Genomic DNA, 17,606 nt, shown 5'->3' with positions numbered 1-17,606 from the left:
CTGACACACCCACAGAATGTTGGGCTCGCTTCGCGACCCAGCGGGAGCAAGCTCCCTCACCACAGGTCCGGGAAACACTAAATACGGAAACTGCCCACCAATTGCTTGAGGCGCGCCGCCTGCTGCTCCAGGTCCGAACACGCCCGCAAGGTCGATTGCAGGTTTTCCACGCCTTCCTGGTTCAGCGTGTTGATCTCGGTGATGTCGACATTGATCGACTCGACCACCGCCGTCTGTTCCTCGGTTGCCGTGGCCACCGACTGGTTCATCCCGTCGATCTCGCCAATGCGCAAGGTCACGCTGTTCAGGCGCTCTCCCGCCAGGTTGGCGATTTCCACGCTGTCCTGGCTGTGACGCTGGCTGTCGCTCATGGTGCTGACGGATTCGCGGGCGCCGACTTGCAGCTCCTCGATCATGGTCTGCACCTGTTGCGCCGATTCCTGCGTGCGGTGCGCCAGGTTGCGCACCTCATCGGCCACCACGGCGAAACCACGCCCGGCTTCACCGGCACGGGCGGCCTCGATCGCAGCATTGAGCGCCAGCAGGTTGGTTTGCTGGGAAATGCTGGTGATCACTTCGAGAATCTGCCCGATGTTCACGGTTTTGCTGTTCAGCGATTCGATGTTGGTGCTGGAGGCGCTGAGCATGCTCGACAGCTGGTTCATCGCGACAATGCTGCGATCCACCACTTGCTGGCCGTCTTCGGCGAGGCTGCGGGCGTCGCTGGCCTGACTCGAGGCCTGGGCGGCGTTGCGCGCAATTTCCTGGGCCGCGGCACCGAGCTGATTGATGGCGGCGGCGACGCTGCTGGTGCGCGAAGCTTGCTGGTCGGAGTTGTACATCGACGAGTTGGAGGCCGCGACCACGCGCAGGGCGACTTCGTTGACCTGCCCGGTGGCCGAAGACACTTCGCGGATCGAACCGTGAATGCGCTCCACGAAACGGTTGAACGCGGTGCCGAGCACGCCGAATTCATCATTGTTCTGGATAGTCAGGCGTTTGGTCAGGTCGCCCTCACCGTCGGCGATATCGGCCATGGCGCGCGTCATGACGTGCAGCGGCTGGATCAGGAGGCGGATCAACATGCCCAGCAGGGCGATGATGATGGCGACCGCGATGATGGTCGCCACGACCGCCGAGGCGCGGAATTCGCTGAGCTTCGCAAAGGCTTTGCCTTTATCCGCCGACAGACCGATGTACCAGTTGACGGAATTCAGGCCTTTGATCGGCGTGAACGTGACGATGCGGGTTTTGCCATCGACTTCAACTTCACTGAAATCGCTGCTGATGCGCGGTGTATCTTTCGGGTACGCCTCGGCCAGTGATTTCATCACCAGCGCTTTGTCCGGGTGCACCAGAATCTTGCCGTCGGCGCTGATCAGGAACGCATAACCCATACCGTTGAAGTCCATCGCATTCAGGCTGTCGGCGATCACTTGCAGGCTCAGGTCGCCGCCGGCCACGCCGATGTTCTGACCGTCCTTGAGGACACTATTGACGATGGAGATGACCAGCTGGCCGGAGGCCAGATCGATGTAGGGTTCAGTCAGTGCCGGGCCGCTGGTGCTTTGGGCGCTTTTGTACCAGGGACGGGCGCGGGGGTCATAGCCCTCCGGCATTTTGCTGTCCGGCCGGATGATGAAGGTGCCATCCTTGTTGCCCAGATAGGCACCCATGAAGGTCGACGTCACTGCTTTCTGCTCCAGCAGCTTGGCGACGTTGTCGATGTCGGCGTTCAGCGCGATGCTTTGTGAGAGGTTTTCGATCAGCAAGCTGCGTCCGCTCAGCCAGGTCTGGATATTGTTGGCAGCCACACTGCCCATTTCTTGCAGATAGTTGTCCAGGTCCTTGCGAATGGCGTTGCGCTGCAGATAGTCGTTGTACAGTGTGAACGAGGCGAACGCGGCAATGACGATGAGTGCCGCGGCGAGCAGGATTTTATGGCTGAAGCGCAGATTTTTGTTCATGGCTCGGGGTTCCGCTAAGGTCTTAAGGCCCAAGGCGTGCTTTTATAGGAAAAAGCGCAGTGGGCGATCATGAAAACAAGCTGATATTTCCGTCCTCTCCTTAGGGGGATTACCGACGCTTTTCAGTCTTTTATATCGGCCGTGCAGCATTAAAGATTAACCATGGGTGACCAAATGCCTGATTCATCGCAACTCGTTATCGGTGCCGATCTCGCGGGGAAGCCGATCGCCCAGGCCATGCGCCTGGCGAACCGTCACGGTCTGGTCGCGGGCGCTACCGGGACCGGCAAGACCGTCACCTTGCAAAAACTGGCCGAGGCGTTCAGCGATGCTGGCGTGGCCGTGTTTGCCGCGGATATCAAGGGTGACCTGTGCGGTCTTGGCGCGGCCGGCAACCCTCAAGGCAAAGTTGCCGAGCGCATCGCCGGGATGCCCTGGCTGAACCACACGCCTCAGGCCTATCCGGTCACCCTGTGGGACATTCACGGCCAGTCCGGTCATCCATTGCGCACAACCTTGAGCGAAATGGGACCGTTATTGATCGGCGCCCTGCTGGAACTGACTGACAGTCAGCAGTCGGCGTTGTACGCCGCGTTCAAGGTCGCGGACCGTGAAGGCTTGCTGCTGTTGGATTTGAAGGACCTCAAGGCACTGCTCAATCACCTGCGCGACCACCCCGAATCGCTGGGGGACGACGCCGCGCTGATGACCACGGGATCGAGTCAGGCCCTGTTGCGGCGCCTGGCGATTCTGGAACAACAGGGCGCCGAAGCACTGTTCGGTGAGCCAGCGTTGCAACTCGAAGACATTTTGCAGCCGACCGCCGAGGGGCGGGGGCGCATTCATTTGCTGGATGCCAGTCGCCTGGTGCACGAGGCGCCCAAGGTCTACGCGACGTTCCTTTTGTGGCTACTGGCCGAACTGTTCGAACAACTGCCGGAGCGCGGCGATGCTGACAAACCGTTGCTGGCGCTGTTTTTCGATGAAGCCCATTTACTGTTTGCCGATACACCCAAGGCATTGCAGGAGCGTCTGGAGCAAGTGGTGCGGCTGATTCGCTCGAAAGGCGTCGGCGTGTATTTCGTCACCCAGTCGCCGGGCGACTTGCCGGATGACGTGTTGGCTCAACTTGGCCTGCGCGTCCAGCATGGCTTGCGCGCGTTCACGGCCAAGGAACAGAAATCCCTTCGGGCCGTGGCCGAAGGCTTCCGTCCGAACCCCGCATTCGACGCCTTGTCGGTGTTGACTGAACTGGGGATTGGCGAAGCGCTGGTCGGCACGTTGCAGGACAAGGGCACGCCGGAGATGGTCCAGCGCGTATTGGTCGCGCCGCCGCAATCGCGGATCGGGCCGCTAACCGAGACGGAACGCACGCTGCTGATCGCCGGCTCGCCGTTCAAGGGGCGGTACGACAAACCGGTTGATCGGGAATCGGCGTATGAAGTGTTGATGGGGCGTAAAGGATTGGCGCCAGAGCCCGAAGCGGCGCCGGGCAAACCTGCGGCGGAGGAACCGAGCTTCACCGACAAGGCTGGGGAGTTCCTCGGCACGGCGGCAGGGCAGGCACTGAAATCGGCAATGCGACAGGCGGCCAATCAGTTGGGGCGGCAGTTGGTGCGCGGGTTGATGGGCTCGCTGCTCGGTGGCAGTAAACGCCGCTGAAAGCAAAAGATCGCAGCCTTTAATCCTTGGGTTTGGCGTGCGCCGCCAATCGCTCCAGCGCCGCTCGCAGATTCGGATCACTGATCCCCTCCGCCGTGGCCTGAATGGTCGCGCCCGCATCGCTGGACAAACTGATGGTATGCCCCGCCGCCCCTTGCTGAACGGTCGGTGGCTGCACCTTGAACAGAATCCGGGTCAGGCTGGCGAATTCATCAAACATCTGTAACTGCCGTTGCAGACGCTTCTGTTGATAACGCAGACGAGTTGCCCAATGACCATCGGTGACAATCAGCAACAAACTGCCTTCGCGCCACGATGCCACGTGGCAATGCTCGCGGGCGGCAGGCTGCAATTGGCTTTCCAGCAGACGTTGTAAATGACCCAGGCGTTGAGCATGGCCAAAAATGGCTTTCAGCGGTTTGGCTTCGCGAAGCAGAACGGCGGGTGCTCTGGCCGTAAGAGGGCGAAATGCCATGATCAGACACCTGAAGTAACAGAGGCGCCATGGTAGCAGAAAGCACCGGATGCACCCGACCCATTGCTTTGCGCGCGCTTTACCCATTAAATCAACAAGTAACTTCTGCCGTAACTGGCTTGAAGTTCAGCAAAACGCCCTTATTTTAAGTGAGCCCCGTTACAGCGCAGTGCATGCATCGTGGAACAACGCCACTTTCCTCACCATCGTTTCCGGGTAGAATGCTCGTTCGCATGCGGCCATGAGGGCTGCACGGGCGACTCACGGGGCCGCCCTCCATCCCTTTAGTGTGGAAGATCCTGCCGATATGTTTGCGCCTTTGTTAAAGAAACTTTTTGGAAGCAAGAACGAGCGTGAAGTCAAACGCATGCTCAAGACGGTGCAACTCGTCAATGCCTTCGAAGAGCAAATGGTGGCCCTTTCGGACGATCAATTGCGTGCCAAGACAGATGAGTTCAAGGCCCGCATCGCCAAAGGGGAAACCCTCGACAAGCTGCTGCCAGAAGCCTTTGCGGTCGCCCGCGAAGCCGGCAAGCGCGTGATGGGTATGCGCCACTTCGATGTCCAGCTGATCGGCGGCATGACCTTGCATGAAGGCATGATCGCGGAAATGCGTACCGGTGAAGGCAAGACCCTGGTGGCCACACTGGGCGTTTACCTCAACGCGCTGTCCGGCAAGGGCGTGCACGTTGTGACCGTGAACGACTACCTGGCCCGCCGTGACGCCAACTGGATGCGTCCGCTCTACGAATTCCTCGGCATGACGGTCGGTGTGGTCACGCCATTCCAGCCGCCGGAAGAGAAACGTCAGGCCTACGCCGCCGACATTACCTACGGCACCAACAACGAATTCGGTTTCGACTACCTGCGCGACAACATGGCGTTCAGCATGGAAGAAAAATTCCAGCGCGAACTCAACTTTGCCGTGATCGACGAAGTCGACTCCATCCTCATCGACGAAGCCCGTACCCCGCTGATCATTTCCGGTCAGGCCGAGGACAGCTCCAAGTTGTACATCGAGATCAACAAACTGATCCCGCAGCTTGAATTGCATGTCGAAGAGGTCGAAGGCGAAGTCACCAAGGCCGGCCACTACACCGTTGACGAAAAGACCCGTCAGGTCGAACTCAACGAAGCCGGTCACCAGTTCATCGAAGACATGCTGACCCGCGTCGGCCTGCTGGCAGAAGGCGAGAGCCTGTATTCGGCGCATAATCTGGGCCTGCTGACCCACGTTTATGCCGGCCTGCGCGCTCACAAGCTGTTCAACCGCAACGTCGAATACATCGTGCAGGACGGTCAGGTCGTCCTGGTCGACGAACACACCGGTCGTACCATGCCGGGTCGTCGTTTGTCCGAAGGCCTGCACCAGGCCATCGAAGCCAAGGAAAACCTGAACATCCAGGCCGAAAGCCAGACACTGGCGTCGACCACGTTCCAGAACTACTTCCGTCTGTACAACAAGCTGTCCGGCATGACCGGTACCGCGGACACCGAAGCGTTCGAATTCCACCAGATCTACGGCCTGCAGGTCATGGTCATCCCGCCGAACAAGCCTTTGGCGCGTAAAGACTACAACGACCTGGTGTTCCTGACCGCCGACGAGAAATACGCGGCGATCATCAACGACATCAAGGAATGCATGACCCAGGGCCGTCCGGTGCTGGTGGGTACTGCGACCATCGAAACGTCCGAGCACATGTCTGCGCTGCTGCAGAAAGAAGGTATCGAACACAAGGTCCTGAACGCCAAGTTCCACGAAAAAGAAGCCGAGATCATTGCCCAGGCCGGTCGCCCAGGCGCACTGACCATCGCCACCAACATGGCCGGTCGTGGTACCGACATCCTGTTGGGCGGTAACTGGGAAGTGGAAGTCGCGTCGCTCGAAGACCCGACGCCGGAGCAGATTGCCCAGATCAAGGCCGACTGGCAGAAACGTCACCAGCAAGTGCTCGAGTCGGGCGGTTTGCAGGTGATTGCGTCCGAACGTCACGAATCGCGCCGTATCGACAACCAGCTGCGTGGTCGTGCCGGTCGTCAGGGTGACGCCGGTTCCAGCCGTTTCTACCTGTCGCTGGAAGACAGCCTGATGCGCATCTTCGCCTCTGACCGGGTGAAGAACTTCATGAAAGCATTGGGCATGCAGTCCGGTGAAGCGATCGAGCACCGCATGGTGACCAACGCCATCGAGAAGGCCCAGCGCAAGGTTGAAGGCCGCAACTTCGACATCCGCAAGCAACTGCTCGAGTTCGATGACGTCAACAACGAACAGCGTAAAGTGATCTATCACATGCGTAACACGTTGCTGGCCGCCGACAACATCGGTGAAACCATCGCCGACTTCCGTCAGGACGTACTCAACGCGACTGTCAGTGCACACATTCCACCGCAATCGCTGCCCGAGCAGTGGGACGTGGCCGGTCTGGAAGCGGCATTGCAGAGCGACTTCGGTGTTTCGCTGCCGATCCAGCAATGGCTCGACGAAGACGATCACCTGTACGAAGAAACCCTGCGCGAGAAGCTGATGCAAGAGCTGATTGCGGCGTACAACGAGAAAGAAGACCAGGCCGGCGCCGATGCGCTGCGCACCTTCGAGAAGCAAATCGTTCTGCGCGTGCTGGACGACTTGTGGAAAGATCACCTGTCGACCATGGACCACCTGCGTCATGGCATCCACTTGCGTGGCTACGCTCAGAAGAACCCGAAGCAAGAGTACAAGCGCGAGTCGTTCACGCTGTTCTCCGAGCTGCTGGATTCGATCAAGCGCGATTCGATCCGTGTGCTGTCGCACGTCCAGGTTCGCCGCGAAGACCCGATCGAAGAAGAGCAACGCCTGCGTCAGGAAGCCGAAGCACTGGCGGCGCGCATGCAGTTCCAGCACGACGAAGCACCGGGTCTCGAGCAGCCGGACCTGCTCGGTGAAGAGGTCGATGTAGCCCTCGCCACCGCACCGGTTCGCAACGAACAGAAGCTGGGCCGTAACGAGCTGTGCTACTGCGGTTCGGGCAAGAAATTCAAGCATTGCCACGGGCAGATCCAGTAAAACCCGTTTCATACGCTGAAATACCCGCGCCGCGACCGGCATCAGCCGTCGCGGCGTTTTGCCATTTACACCACCGTTCTTCCTGAAAGCGGTGCTGACATCATTTATTAAGGAGCGCATTCATGGCTGTTGGTCTTGGTCCTTTGCCAACGTTGCACCCGGTTGCCGGTTTTGAACTCGGTATCGCCTCGGCCGGCATCAAGCGCCCCGGGCGCAAGGATGTCGTGGTCATGCGCTGCGCCGAAGGTTCTACCGTCGCAGGCGTGTTCACCCTGAACGCCTTTTGCGCAGCGCCGGTGATCCTGGCCAAGCAGCGCGTGCAAGGTCCGGTGCGTTACCTGCTGACCAACACCGGCAATGCCAACGCCGGCACTGGCGAACCTGGCCTGGCTGCCGCCGAACGCACCTGCGCCAAACTGGCTGAATTGACCGGCGTCGACGCCAGCCTGGTGCTGCCGTATTCCACCGGCGTGATCGGCGAGCCGCTGCCGGTCGAGAAGATCGAAGGCGCGTTGCAAGCCGCGCTCGACGATCTGTCGGTGAACAACTGGGAAGCTGCCGCCACCGGCATCATGACCACCGACACCCTGCCGAAGGGTGCCAGCCGCCAGTTCCAGCATGACGGCGTGACCATCACCGTCACCGGCATCAGCAAAGGTGCGGGGATGATCCGTCCGAACATGGCCACCATGCTCGGCTACATCGCCACCGACGCCAAAGTCTCCCGCGACGTATTGCAAAACCTGTTGCTGGACGGCGCCAACAAGTCGTTCAACCGCATCACCATCGACGGCGACACCTCGACCAACGACTGCTGCATGTTGATCGCCACTGGTCAGGCGGCCTTGCCGGAAATCACCTCCGCGAGCGGTGAGTTGTTCGCCAAGCTGAAACAGGCCGTGTTCGAAGTGTGCATGGACGTGGCCCAGGCCATCGTTCGCGACGGCGAAGGCGCGACCAAGTTCGTCACCGTTGAAGTCAACGGCGGCGGCAATCACCAGGAATGCCTGGACGTCGGTTACACCGTGGCGCACTCGCCGCTGATCAAGACCGCGCTGTTCGCATCCGACCCGAACTGGGGGCGCATTCTGGCTGCCGTTGGTCGTGCCGGCGTACCGAACCTGGACGTGAGCAAGATCGACGTGTTCCTCGGCGACGTTTGCATCGCCAGCCGTGGCGCCCGCGCATCGACCTACACCGAAGCCCAGGGCGCAGCGGTGATGCAGCAGGAAGAGATCACCATCCGTATAGAGCTGGGTCGCGGCGATTGCAGCGAAACCATCTGGACCACCGACCTGTCCCACGAATACGTGAAGATCAACGCCGAGTACCGTACTTAATACCGAGTCGACCCCTTCGCGGGCGAGCCTGCTCCCTCAGGGTTAGCGCAAATCCTGTGGGAGCGGGATTGCCCGCGATGACGACAGACCAGACACTCAAGAGGCGGGTCTGTACCCCTCATCAAAAGGTCCCGAACATGAGCCTCCACCTGATCATCGGCGACAAACTGCTTTCCTCCTGGTCCCTGCGCGGCGCCCTGGCCCTCGATCTGGCCGGCGCTCCGTACACCGAAGAGCTCATCAAGCTGAACCAGCCGGACACCCGTGAACGTCTGCTCAAGCATTCGCCCACCGGTAAAGTCCCGCTGCTGAAAACCGCACACGGCACCATTGCTGATTCCCTGGCGATTGCCGAGTACCTGGCCGAACAATTCCCGGATGCTGGCCTCTGGCCCAAAGATGTCGCCGCCCGCGCCCAGGCGCGTTCGGCGTGCGCGCAGATGCACGCAGGGTTCTTCGCCATGCGCGGCAACATGCCGTTCGACCTGAGTCGCGACGCACCGTTGTCGCCGGCCCCGGCCGACGTCCAGGCGGACATCGAACGCATGCAGGCCTTGTGGGCCGAATGCCGCGCAGCCGCGACCGAAACCGGTCCGTTCCTGTTTGGCCGCGCGACACTCGCCGATGCCTTCTTTGCCCCCATTGCCGTACGCCTGCGCACCTATCAGGTGAAATTGCCGGCGGCGGATGAGGCCTACGTCGAAACGATCTACCAATGGCCAGCCTTCAAGGCGTGGCAAAAGGCAGGTCTGGAGGAGATCGGGCAGTGAAACGAGTACACGTAGCGGCCGCCGTCATCCGCGATAACAGCGGCAAGATCCTCATCGCCCGCCGTGCCGACACACAGCACCAAGGCGGTTTGTGGGAGTTTCCCGGTGGCAAGGTCGAGGTCGACGAATCCGTCGAAACCGCCCTGGCCCGCGAGCTTCACGAAGAGTTGGGCATTGTGGTCAGCGCGGCGCGTCCGTTGATCAAGGTCCGCCATGACTACCCGGACAAGCAAGTGTTGCTCGATGTCTGGGAAGTCTCGAATTTCACCGGTGAACCCCACGGTGCCGAAGGCCAGCCTTTGGAATGGGTTGCGCCCCGTGATCTGTTGAATTACGAATTCCCGGCGGCCAACCAGCCGATCGTTGCGGCCGCACGCTTGCCTGCGCAGTACCTGATCACGCCTGAAGACCTGGAAACCCCGGCGCTGCTGCGCGGTATCCAGAAAGCCATCGCCGGCGGGATCAAGCTGATCCAGCTGCGGGCGCCCAACGGCTACGACCCGAAATACCGCGATCTGGCGGTGGATGCGGCGGGGCTGTGTGCCGGCAAGGCACAGTTGATGATCAAGGGGCCGTTCGAGTGGCTGGGCGATTTTCCGTCCGCCGGTTGGCACATCACCTCGGCACAACTGCGCAAATACGCGGCGGCAGGTCGTCCGTTGCCGGCGTCGCGCTGGTTGGCGGCGTCCTGCCATAACCCTGAAGAGTTGGCATTGGCCGAGCAGATGGGCGTGGACTTTGTGACGCTGTCACCTGTAGAGCCGACCCTGACTCACCCGGGGGCTCAGCCGTTGGGTTGGGAGCAGGCGTCGATCCTGATCGAAGGCTTCAGCAAACCGGTGTTCTTGCTGGGTGGTGTTGGGCCAGCTGAGCAACAAAAGGCTTGGGAGGCGGGCGCCCAAGGTGTCGCGGGGATTCGAGCGTTCTGGCCTGACGCATGATTTTGCGTTGAAGCGGATGACCTCATCGCCAGCAGGCTGGCTCCCACAGATAAACTCAGTCTCCCGTGGGGGCCAGCCTGCTGGCGATGTGGCCCAGACAGGCGCCGGTCAAACCTGAGGTTTCGCCGCCGCCTGCCAAAGAATCTCTGCAATCCCCTGGCGCTTGGCAATCAACCGCGCCGCCACAAACAACAAGTCCGACAGTCGATTGATGTATGCCAACCCGACCCCGGCCAACGGTTCAATCGCGTTCAAATGCTGACACCTGCGCTCGGCACTCCGCGCCAGGCTCCGGCACACATGGGCCTGGGCAATCAGCGCCGAACCGCCCGGCAGAATGAAATTCTCCAGCGGTCCCAGCTCTTCATTCCACACATCGATCGCCGCTTCCAGGCGTTCAATTTCTGCCGCGTTCAGTGCCTGATACACCGGCATCGCCAGCTCTCCACCGAGATCGAACAGCCGATGCTGACAAGGCGCCAACACCTCGATCACTTCGTTCAATCCTGGAAACTGGCCACGTTGCGCTTCCAGCCCGGCCAACAGCACGCCTACCTGACTGTTCAGCGTATCGACTTCACCAATGGCCTCGATCCGGGGATGGTCCTTGGTCACGCGGCGGCCGTCGCCCAATCCGGTTTCGCCTTTGTCGCCAGTGCGGGTGTAAATCTTCGACAAGCGAAAGCCCATGGTTACCTCGATAGCTGATTGAATTCTTGAGAGACGAGCGGGGTGCTCGCCAACGGCAGGCGCAAGGTGAAACACGTGCCCTGGCCTGGTGTCGATTGCACTTCCATCTGCCCCTTGTGGTTGTTGGTGATGATGAAATACGAGACCGACAGCCCAAGCCCGGTGCCCTGACCGATTTCCTTGGTGGTGAAAAACGGCTCGAAGGTGCGTTTGCGCACGCTCTCGCTCATGCCGATGCCGTTGTCTTCGACCTGGATTTCCGCCCACGGCGGATTCAGCTTGGTACGCAGGATGATCCGCCCGGGCTCACGGTCATCTTCACGTTGGTGAATGGCTTGCGCGGCGTTTTTCAGCAGGTTGAGCAGCACTTGTTCGAGTTCGTTGGCGGTGCCGGGCACCGGGCCCAGCGCCGGATCGAACTGGCGAATGATCGCCTGGCCCTTGAAGTCGAAGCCGATCGCCAGATCGAAATCGTTGCCAGCAATTTCCACGGCCTGATCGATCAGTGCCGGCAGATCGCACGGAGCCATTTGCCGGGTGCTGCGACGGCTGAAACTGAGCATGTGGGTCACGATCTTCGCCGCCCGGGCGCCGGCCTGCTGAATACCGTCGAGTAACTGCGGCACTTCCCGTGCTTTCAGGTACTCGTTAACGGTGTCCAGCTCGATGCCGATTTGCTCGGCTTGCTCGAGGTTTTTCGGTAGATCGGGGGACAGGCGTCGGCGAATGTTCTGCACGTTATGCAGGATCGCACCCAGCGGGTTGTTGATCTCGTGGGCCATGCCGGCGGCGAGGCCGCCGACCGAGAGCATTTTTTCCGACTGAACCATCATTTCTTCCAGGGACAGGCGCTGGGTGATGTCGTCGATCCGGATCACCACACCGCGTCCCGCGCCGCCCATCAGCGGGTAAAAGGTCAGGGCGTAATGCTTGGGTTCGTCATCCTTGAGCCAGGTCACGCGCTCGATCTTTGCCACGGTGTGTTGCTCGACGGTCTGTTTGAGCTGTGGCAGAAACGGCTTGAGCGGTTCGAAGGCGAGGAAGATCGGCTGGTTCAGCGCCTCGTCCAGTCGCGTGCCGGAGAGGGCGCTGGCCTCCTGATTCCATTGCGTTACGTAGAGCTGCTCGTCGAGGGCGATCAGCGCCGATGGCATGGAGTCGATGATGCTGTTGAGGTAGTTCTGGAACCCGGTAAGTTTCTTCTCGATCTTGCTGCGCACCTGGACTTCGAGTTCCAGTTTGCGGTTGGTGTGACGGGTTTCCTCGGCCAGCCCCTGGGCCTGGTCGTAGGCCGCCTGGGAATCGTCACGCGCGCGTTTGAGTTGCTGCTCCCGCGCTTCGATTCGCGAGAGCATGGTGTTGAAGGCCTCGGCCAGGCTGCCGATTTCGTCGTGATTGCCCCGGGAGGCGCGCAGGGCGTAGTTCTCTTCCCGGGTCACTTGCCGGGACAGTTCTTCGAGTTGATGGATCGGCCGGGTAATCAGGCGTTTGATCTGCCGGGCGATCACCAGCCACAACAGCACACTGAAGATCAGGATCCCGAGGCTGGCGGTCAGGGTCCCGGTGTAGAAGGCCATCGGCAGTTCGCTGCTGGCGACCAACAGCAGGTGGCCGGGCGCGGTGCCGGGGCGGGGCAGGGTGATCACTTGATTGCTGCGAAATTCGGTGGCCTGCCAGGCTTCGATGTGGCGGTAACGCTCCGGCAGGCCCAAATGATCGCCGCGCTGCAACTGCGCCAGTCTTTCGCCTTTGCCGTCATACAGGGCTGCCGCGCGCAGCGGTGAATAACTGTTGAGCTCATTCAGCAGTCGTTCGGCATTTTGTGGCGATTGCAGCGCATCAGCCACCAGGCTCGGGTTGGACACCAGCCGGCCGATGGTCTGCAAGGCCTGGGGCGCCATGCTTTCCTGGGAAATGTAGTACGCGGCGCTGATGAAGGTCAGGTTGGCGACCAGCAAAACGGTGGTCAACAGCACCAGCAGGGCGGCCAGTAGTTTCTGGCCGACCGGAAGGTTTTCGAGGCGCTGGCGCAATGGCATCAGTTTTTATCGCAGAAAAGGAACAAGTGGCCAGCGTAGCCGCTGCTCAGTCGCTGGGCAATCCAAGGCTGTGCAGATGGGTGATCAGCCGCTGTTGCAACTGGTTGAGGTGCGGAAGGTTCAACTGATGTCGCGAGGCAACTTTGCAGACATAGCCCAGCAGGTAGCTGATTTCGGTTCGGCGCCGATTCGCGACGTCCTGGTACATCGAGGAGAAATTGGCCGCGGTGGCGTGAATTACCCGCTCGACTTCCTGCTGGAGGTCCTCGGCCGCTGCCGGCTGGCCACAGCGTTCAAGCACTTCGGTCAATTCACCGCAGAGGGTGGCGACTTCGCAGTGGTGGTCTTGCAAGCCGCCGTTACGGCAATCGTGCAGCACGGTCAGCGGATTGATCGCACAGTTAAGCGCGAGTTTGCGCCACAGCCGGGTGAGAATGTCGGTGCTCCATTCGTGGGGAATGCCTGCTGCGCTGACATCATCCAGCCAGATCGGCGCCACCGGATGTCCGGCATCCCCCAGCCAGGTGTAGCCGTGACCCGCGAACACCACACGCCAGTCACCGTCGCGAAACGCGCCTTCGGTGCTCGAAGCATAAATACAGCGTGCCTGCGGAACCTGTGCGGCAACGGCGTCCTGACTGCCGAGGCCGTTCTGGAGCAAAATCAATTCGGCGTCGGGCGCCAGGCGCGGCGCCAGTCGGGCCACGGCCTGCTCGGCGTCGTAGGCCTTGCAGGCCACCAGCAGGCGGTTTATCGGCTCGTCGCTGTCGGCGGTTTCGCCGGGTATGTCCCAGGTGGTTGCTTCGCCATGCTCCACCAGCGTCAGGCCGCCCGCTGCCTGATAAGCCTGTAAACGCGCCGCATCCCGCACAATCAGCCTGACCGGCACCCCGGCCCGCGCCAGGCGCGTGGCCCATAAGGTGCCGAGGCTGCCGGCGCCCAGGACATGCCAGGTGGTGGACATCAGCTTTTTGCTCTGTTTAAGGCGTGCATCGGAGGCTCGCAGTGAATGATGGGAAAGACCCGTTATAATCAGCGCGGATTTTAACCGCAAGCCAGGCGTGCTCCATCGTGATCGAGCGCGCCCTTTATTGGAGAGATTACATGCCGTCGTTCGACGTGGTATCCGAACTGGACAAACACGAAGTCACCAACGCGGTCGAAAACGCCGTCAAGGAACTCGATCGTCGTTATGACCTGAAAGGCAAGGGCACCTTCGAGTTCAAGGAAAAGGACCTGACCGTCAACCTGACCGCTGAAGCCGATTTCCAGCTCGAAGCGATGATTGAGATCCTCAAGCTGGCGCTGGTCAAGCGCAAAATCGACGTGCAGTGCCTTGAAGTCAAGGATGCCTACGCGTCGGGCAAGCTGATGAAGCAGGAAGCCGTCCTCAAGGAAGGCATCGACAAAGAGCTGGCGAAGAAAATCGTCGCTCACGTCAAGGACGCCAAGCTCAAGGTTCAAGCGGCCATTCAGGGCGAGCAGGTGCGCATCACCGGCAAGAAGCGTGACGATTTGCAGGAAGCCATCGCGGCTCTGCGAGCCAAGACATTCGACATGCCGCTGCAGTTCAACAACTTCCGCGACTGATTGTTCAAGCGGGAACCTCTCGGCGTTTTCGGCGTCCGAGGCCCAAGTAACGGCAGAAACGATCGGGTCCGCAAGGGGCCGGTCTTTCTGCCGCTCATTTTTCGCGTGCCGGGTAGCCGGAAATCAGGAGAACGTAGATGGATTTGAATGCTGAAGTGGACAACCTGGTCAAGGCGTCCCAAGCCTGGATTCCGATGATCATGGAATACGGCAGCCGCGTACTGCTGGCGATCATCACCCTGGCCATCGGCTGGTGGCTGATCAATAAAGTGACGCAGAAACTGGGCGGTTTGCTCGCGCTGCGAAACGCCGACCTGGCGCTGCAAGGGTTCATCAGCAGTCTGGCGAACATTATTCTCAAGGTTTTGCTGATCGTCAGCGTAGCCTCGATGATCGGCGTGGAAACCACCTCCTTCGTCGCGGCGATCGGTGCGGCGGGCCTGGCCATTGGTCTGGCGTTGCAGGGCAGCCTGGCGAATTTCGCGGGTGGCGTACTGATTCTGTTGTTCCGTCCGTTCCGTATTGGTGACTGGATCGAAGCTCAGGGTGTTGCCGGTACGGTCGACAGCATTCAGATCTTCCACACGGTGCTGCGTACAGGCGATAACAAAACCATCATCGTGCCTAACGGCAACCTGTCGAATGGCATCATCACCAACACTAACCGCCAGCCGACCCGCAAGGTTGTGTTTGATGTGGGCGTTGATTACGAGGCGGATTTGCAGAAGGCTCGCGAAGTGTTGCTGGATCTGGCCAAGGATGAGCGCATCCTGGCCGAACCGGCTCCGCAGGCGGTCATTTCGACCTTGGGGGACAGCTCGATTACGGTTTCCCTGCGAGTGTGGGTGAAGACGGCGGATTACTGGGATGTGATGTTCATGTTTAACGAACAATCGCGTGATCGTTTGAAGGCTGCCGGTATTGATATTCCGTTTCCGCAGCGGGTTATCCGTATGCTCCACGAAGGAGTGGCGCAATAACGGTTCTTGGCGGATTGGTCGGCTTTTTGTTAGGTTGCTATGCAACTAAGTAGGCCTGTAGGGAGCCCGGATACAAAAAAAACCGCTCACCTGGATCAGGTGAGCGGTTTTTTGTTAGTGCAGATTTGAAGCTATCGAACTACCGCTGAGAGATTACAAGATGCTCAGAGGGTATTCGACGATGAAGCGGAAGTCGTTGTTGTCGTTGCCATTGATGGCGTTGTAAGAGGAGTTTGTACGGTAGAACGCGCTACGTACGCGGAAAGACAAGTCTTTGGCCGGGCCGCTTTGCATAACATACTTGGTTTCGAAGTCGAGCTCGTGTTCTTTACCTTCTTCGGCGCCAGTGGTGATGTTGTCACCCCGAACGTAACGAGTCATGAAGCTCAGGCCTGGAACGCCATAGGTTTTCATGTTCAGGTCGTAGCGAGCCTGCCACGAACGCTCGTCTTGACCGTTAAAGTCAGAGTACTGAATGGAGTTGGCGAGGAAGATAGTACCACCGCCGTCAACGCCATAAACGTAGCCGGTATCACCACTGGAACGTTGGTGCGCCACGGTGAACTTGTGGGCGCCGATGCTATAGGCAGCGGAGAGGGACCAGATGCGGTTGTCAACATCACCGCTCAGCTCTTGACCCTGGCTCTTGGAGCGATAGCCGTTGAAGTCGAAGTTCAGGGACTGATCTTCGTTGATCGGCAGGGTGTAGTTGGCGTTGATGTATTGCTTCTTGAAGTAGTCGTCTACATCGGAAGCAGCCAAGCCGGCTACAAAATTGTCGGTGAACTGGTAGGTAGCGCCGGCAATGTTGGCACTGGTCAGGCCAGGGTTGTGCGGTCCGTTGATGCTGTCACGGCCCATGCCAGTCTGCGAACTCAGGGCGGTGAAACGACCTGCGGTCAGCTCCAGTCCTTTGATCTCTTTACTGGTGATGACGGTGCCGGTAGCAACTTCTGGCAGCAGACGGCTGTCGTCAGTGGAGAATACCGGGCTGGCAACGTATTGGTTGCCATATTTCAGTACAGTGTCGGACAGACGGAACTTAACTGCACCGCCAGCCTTGGATTGGGTGTCTTCCGGGCGGCCTTCGCTATCACGACCGAACATGCCATTGCCGGTGCGGCCACGGCCACTATCCAGTTTGACCATGCTATTGACCAAGGCATCCACACCGAAGCCTACGGTGCCCTGAGTGAAGCCGGACTCGTACGTGGTACGTACGCCGAGGCCAGTCTCTTCGCGATAACTTTGCGAAGTGCTAGGGTTGTTTTTGAAATCACGGTTCATGTACAGCATACGGCTATGTACATTCAGGCTCTGATCTTCAAAAAAGCCCTTGGATTCCTCTTGAGAGGACGCCATTGCGAACTGCGAAGTACTGGCCGAAACAGCCAGTGCGATCATGCTCCACTTCATCACGCGCATCGTGATTTGCTCCTTTGGTTTTAGAAGAGTACTGCCGTCCCACCTGTTTTATTATCTGGGCGGCTCTTTCTTTTTGTGTCGGCGCAAACTTATATCACGCCGACCATGTTGGCGATACTTGCGCATCTAACCTTTCAGCTTCTTTACGACCCTGTCGCAAACGGCTTGGTAGATGTCGCAAATTTACAGCCCCAATGCAATAGGAATGACAACTTCAGCGCTGTTTTCCGGGGCTTGAGCATCGGTAAAAAGAGTCCTTGGTGAAACGTGTGAATCTCCATCGGGCAACCCTGCCACTGTTTTTATTGCCTTCGAGGCGTCCACTTCCAGCGGACGCCTCGAAGGCGATGTGAGTGTGAATGCAACAAGCGTGCACAAATCAGCAATTCGCTGTTTTTTTTTCTGAACGTCTGCCTGTTACCGTAAAAACCTCATAAAACCGGGGGTTACAAGCACTTTTTGATGGGGCTTGACGCCATGGTTTGCATGGTGTTGCACCTCCCTGGCCGACTGCGCGACAACCAAAAACGTTACCGGTTCACCCCGCGGTGAGTACTTGGCGGATGCCCGACGCACAGAGCGTAGACGCACTGTGCGGTTTTGGTGCAAAAAATTTTAATCGCCGTCCTGAATTCATACAGTGTTGCCTGTTGTGAAACGTGAACAGGCCTTGGTTTGTTGGTC

At 59.4% G+C, this 17,606-nt stretch carries 13 protein-coding genes; 7 read left to right on the top strand and 6 right to left on the bottom strand.

Annotation, left to right across the window (positions count from 1 at the left end):
• Positions 1–77: 77 nt before the first annotated feature.
• Complete coding sequence (locus B723_RS30135) at positions 78–1,967, bottom strand: methyl-accepting chemotaxis protein (RefSeq protein WP_017340489.1); 1,890 nt, start codon at positions 1,965–1,967, stop codon at positions 78–80.
• 174 nt (positions 1,968–2,141) lie between these two features.
• Here B723_RS30135 and B723_RS30130 point away from each other — a divergent pair, with 174 nt between their 5' ends.
• The gene (locus tag B723_RS30130; protein WP_031319089.1) at positions 2,142–3,629 is read left to right on the top strand and encodes a helicase HerA-like domain-containing protein; all 1,488 of its coding nucleotides are present in this window, start codon (positions 2,142–2,144) and stop codon (positions 3,627–3,629) included.
• Positions 3,630–3,648: 19 nt separating this feature from the next.
• On the opposite strand, the gene B723_RS30125 is transcribed toward B723_RS30130, so the two are convergent.
• On the bottom strand, positions 3,649–4,104 hold the full coding sequence (locus B723_RS30125; RefSeq protein WP_017340487.1) for a DUF721 domain-containing protein: 456 nt from the start codon (positions 4,102–4,104) through the stop codon (positions 3,649–3,651).
• Between the two features lie 307 nt (positions 4,105–4,411).
• Between B723_RS30125 and secA the strand changes: the two genes are divergently transcribed.
• From secA to B723_RS30105, 4 genes are all read left to right on the top strand, one after another.
• A complete protein-coding gene (gene secA / locus B723_RS30120) occupies positions 4,412–7,147 on the top strand; it encodes a preprotein translocase subunit SecA (RefSeq protein ID WP_031319088.1) in 2,736 nt (911 codons plus the stop codon).
• Positions 7,148–7,269: 122 nt separating this feature from the next.
• Entirely contained in the window at positions 7,270–8,487 is a 1,218-nt protein-coding gene (argJ, locus tag B723_RS30115; protein ID WP_017340485.1) for a bifunctional glutamate N-acetyltransferase/amino-acid acetyltransferase ArgJ, read from the top strand.
• A gap of 137 nt (positions 8,488–8,624) precedes the next feature.
• Positions 8,625–9,257 (top strand): glutathione S-transferase family protein, encoded by a 633-nt coding sequence (locus tag B723_RS30110; RefSeq protein WP_017340484.1) that lies wholly within the window; start codon positions 8,625–8,627, stop codon positions 9,255–9,257.
• Positions 9,254–10,198, top strand: coding sequence for a Nudix family hydrolase (locus tag B723_RS30105; protein ID WP_017340483.1), 945 nt, complete (start codon positions 9,254–9,256; stop codon positions 10,196–10,198). The genes B723_RS30110 and B723_RS30105 overlap by 4 nt, the downstream gene beginning before the upstream one ends.
• 108 nt (positions 10,199–10,306) lie before the next feature.
• Here B723_RS30105 and B723_RS30100 read toward each other — a convergent pair whose 3' ends face one another.
• Genes B723_RS30100 through B723_RS30090 form a run of 3 tightly spaced genes read right to left on the bottom strand, consistent with a single transcriptional unit; the run spans position 10,307 to position 13,891 of the window.
• Positions 10,307–10,888 carry a cob(I)yrinic acid a,c-diamide adenosyltransferase gene (locus tag B723_RS30100; RefSeq protein WP_017340482.1) on the bottom strand — a complete coding sequence of 194 codons (582 nt, stop codon included), beginning with the start codon at positions 10,886–10,888 and terminating at the stop codon, positions 10,307–10,309.
• A 2-nt stretch (positions 10,889–10,890) separates the two neighbouring features.
• Positions 10,891–12,927 carry a sensor histidine kinase gene (locus tag B723_RS30095; RefSeq protein ID WP_017340481.1) on the bottom strand — a complete coding sequence of 679 codons (2,037 nt, stop codon included), beginning with the start codon at positions 12,925–12,927 and terminating at the stop codon, positions 10,891–10,893.
• A 46-nt stretch (positions 12,928–12,973) separates the two neighbouring features.
• Complete coding sequence (locus B723_RS30090; protein WP_017340480.1) at positions 12,974–13,891, bottom strand: putative 2-dehydropantoate 2-reductase; 918 nt, start codon at positions 13,889–13,891, stop codon at positions 12,974–12,976.
• Positions 13,892–14,031: 140 nt separating this feature from the next.
• On the opposite strand from B723_RS30090, the gene B723_RS30085 reads away from it, so the two are divergent.
• Positions 14,032–14,517 carry a YajQ family cyclic di-GMP-binding protein gene (locus B723_RS30085; protein ID WP_007906601.1) on the top strand — a complete coding sequence of 162 codons (486 nt, stop codon included), beginning with the start codon at positions 14,032–14,034 and terminating at the stop codon, positions 14,515–14,517.
• A 137-nt stretch (positions 14,518–14,654) separates the two neighbouring features.
• Positions 14,655–15,497, top strand: coding sequence for a mechanosensitive ion channel family protein (locus B723_RS30080; RefSeq protein WP_017340479.1), 843 nt, complete (start codon positions 14,655–14,657; stop codon positions 15,495–15,497).
• 153 nt (positions 15,498–15,650) lie between these two features.
• Here B723_RS30080 and B723_RS30075 read toward each other — a convergent pair whose 3' ends face one another.
• Positions 15,651–16,922 carry an OprD family porin gene (locus B723_RS30075; RefSeq protein WP_017340478.1) on the bottom strand — a complete coding sequence of 424 codons (1,272 nt, stop codon included), beginning with the start codon at positions 16,920–16,922 and terminating at the stop codon, positions 15,651–15,653.
• Positions 16,923–17,606: the final 684 nt, after the last annotated feature.

Origin of the sequence: Pseudomonas fluorescens NCIMB 11764 (assembly GCF_000293885.2) — a bacterium.
Classification (GTDB): Bacteria; Pseudomonadota; Gammaproteobacteria; order Pseudomonadales; family Pseudomonadaceae; genus Aquipseudomonas; species Aquipseudomonas fluorescens_B.
This window is presented reverse-complemented; position numbering and strand designations above follow the sequence as displayed.

Excerpts from the sequence above, each read along its gene's own strand:
- B723_RS30125 (WP_017340487.1), bottom strand. The coding sequence starts at position 4,104 with ATGGCATTTCGCCCTCTTACGGCCAGAGCACCCGCCGTTCTGCTTCGC.
- B723_RS30135 (WP_017340489.1), bottom strand. The coding sequence starts at position 1,967 with ATGAACAAAAATCTGCGCTTCAGCCATAAAATCCTGCTCGCCGCGGCA.
- B723_RS30100 (WP_017340482.1), bottom strand. The coding sequence starts at position 10,888 with ATGGGCTTTCGCTTGTCGAAGATTTACACCCGCACTGGCGACAAAGGC.
- B723_RS30130 (WP_031319089.1), top strand. The coding sequence starts at position 2,142 with ATGCCTGATTCATCGCAACTCGTTATCGGTGCCGATCTCGCGGGGAAG.
- B723_RS30075 (WP_017340478.1), bottom strand. The coding sequence starts at position 16,922 with ATGCGCGTGATGAAGTGGAGCATGATCGCACTGGCTGTTTCGGCCAGT.
- secA (WP_031319088.1), top strand. The coding sequence starts at position 4,412 with ATGTTTGCGCCTTTGTTAAAGAAACTTTTTGGAAGCAAGAACGAGCGT.
- B723_RS30095 (WP_017340481.1), bottom strand. The coding sequence starts at position 12,927 with ATGCCATTGCGCCAGCGCCTCGAAAACCTTCCGGTCGGCCAGAAACTA.
- B723_RS30080 (WP_017340479.1), top strand. The coding sequence starts at position 14,655 with ATGGATTTGAATGCTGAAGTGGACAACCTGGTCAAGGCGTCCCAAGCC.
- B723_RS30085 (WP_007906601.1), top strand. The coding sequence starts at position 14,032 with ATGCCGTCGTTCGACGTGGTATCCGAACTGGACAAACACGAAGTCACC.
- B723_RS30090 (WP_017340480.1), bottom strand. The coding sequence starts at position 13,891 with ATGTCCACCACCTGGCATGTCCTGGGCGCCGGCAGCCTCGGCACCTTA.
- B723_RS30110 (WP_017340484.1), top strand. The coding sequence starts at position 8,625 with ATGAGCCTCCACCTGATCATCGGCGACAAACTGCTTTCCTCCTGGTCC.
- argJ (WP_017340485.1), top strand. The coding sequence starts at position 7,270 with ATGGCTGTTGGTCTTGGTCCTTTGCCAACGTTGCACCCGGTTGCCGGT.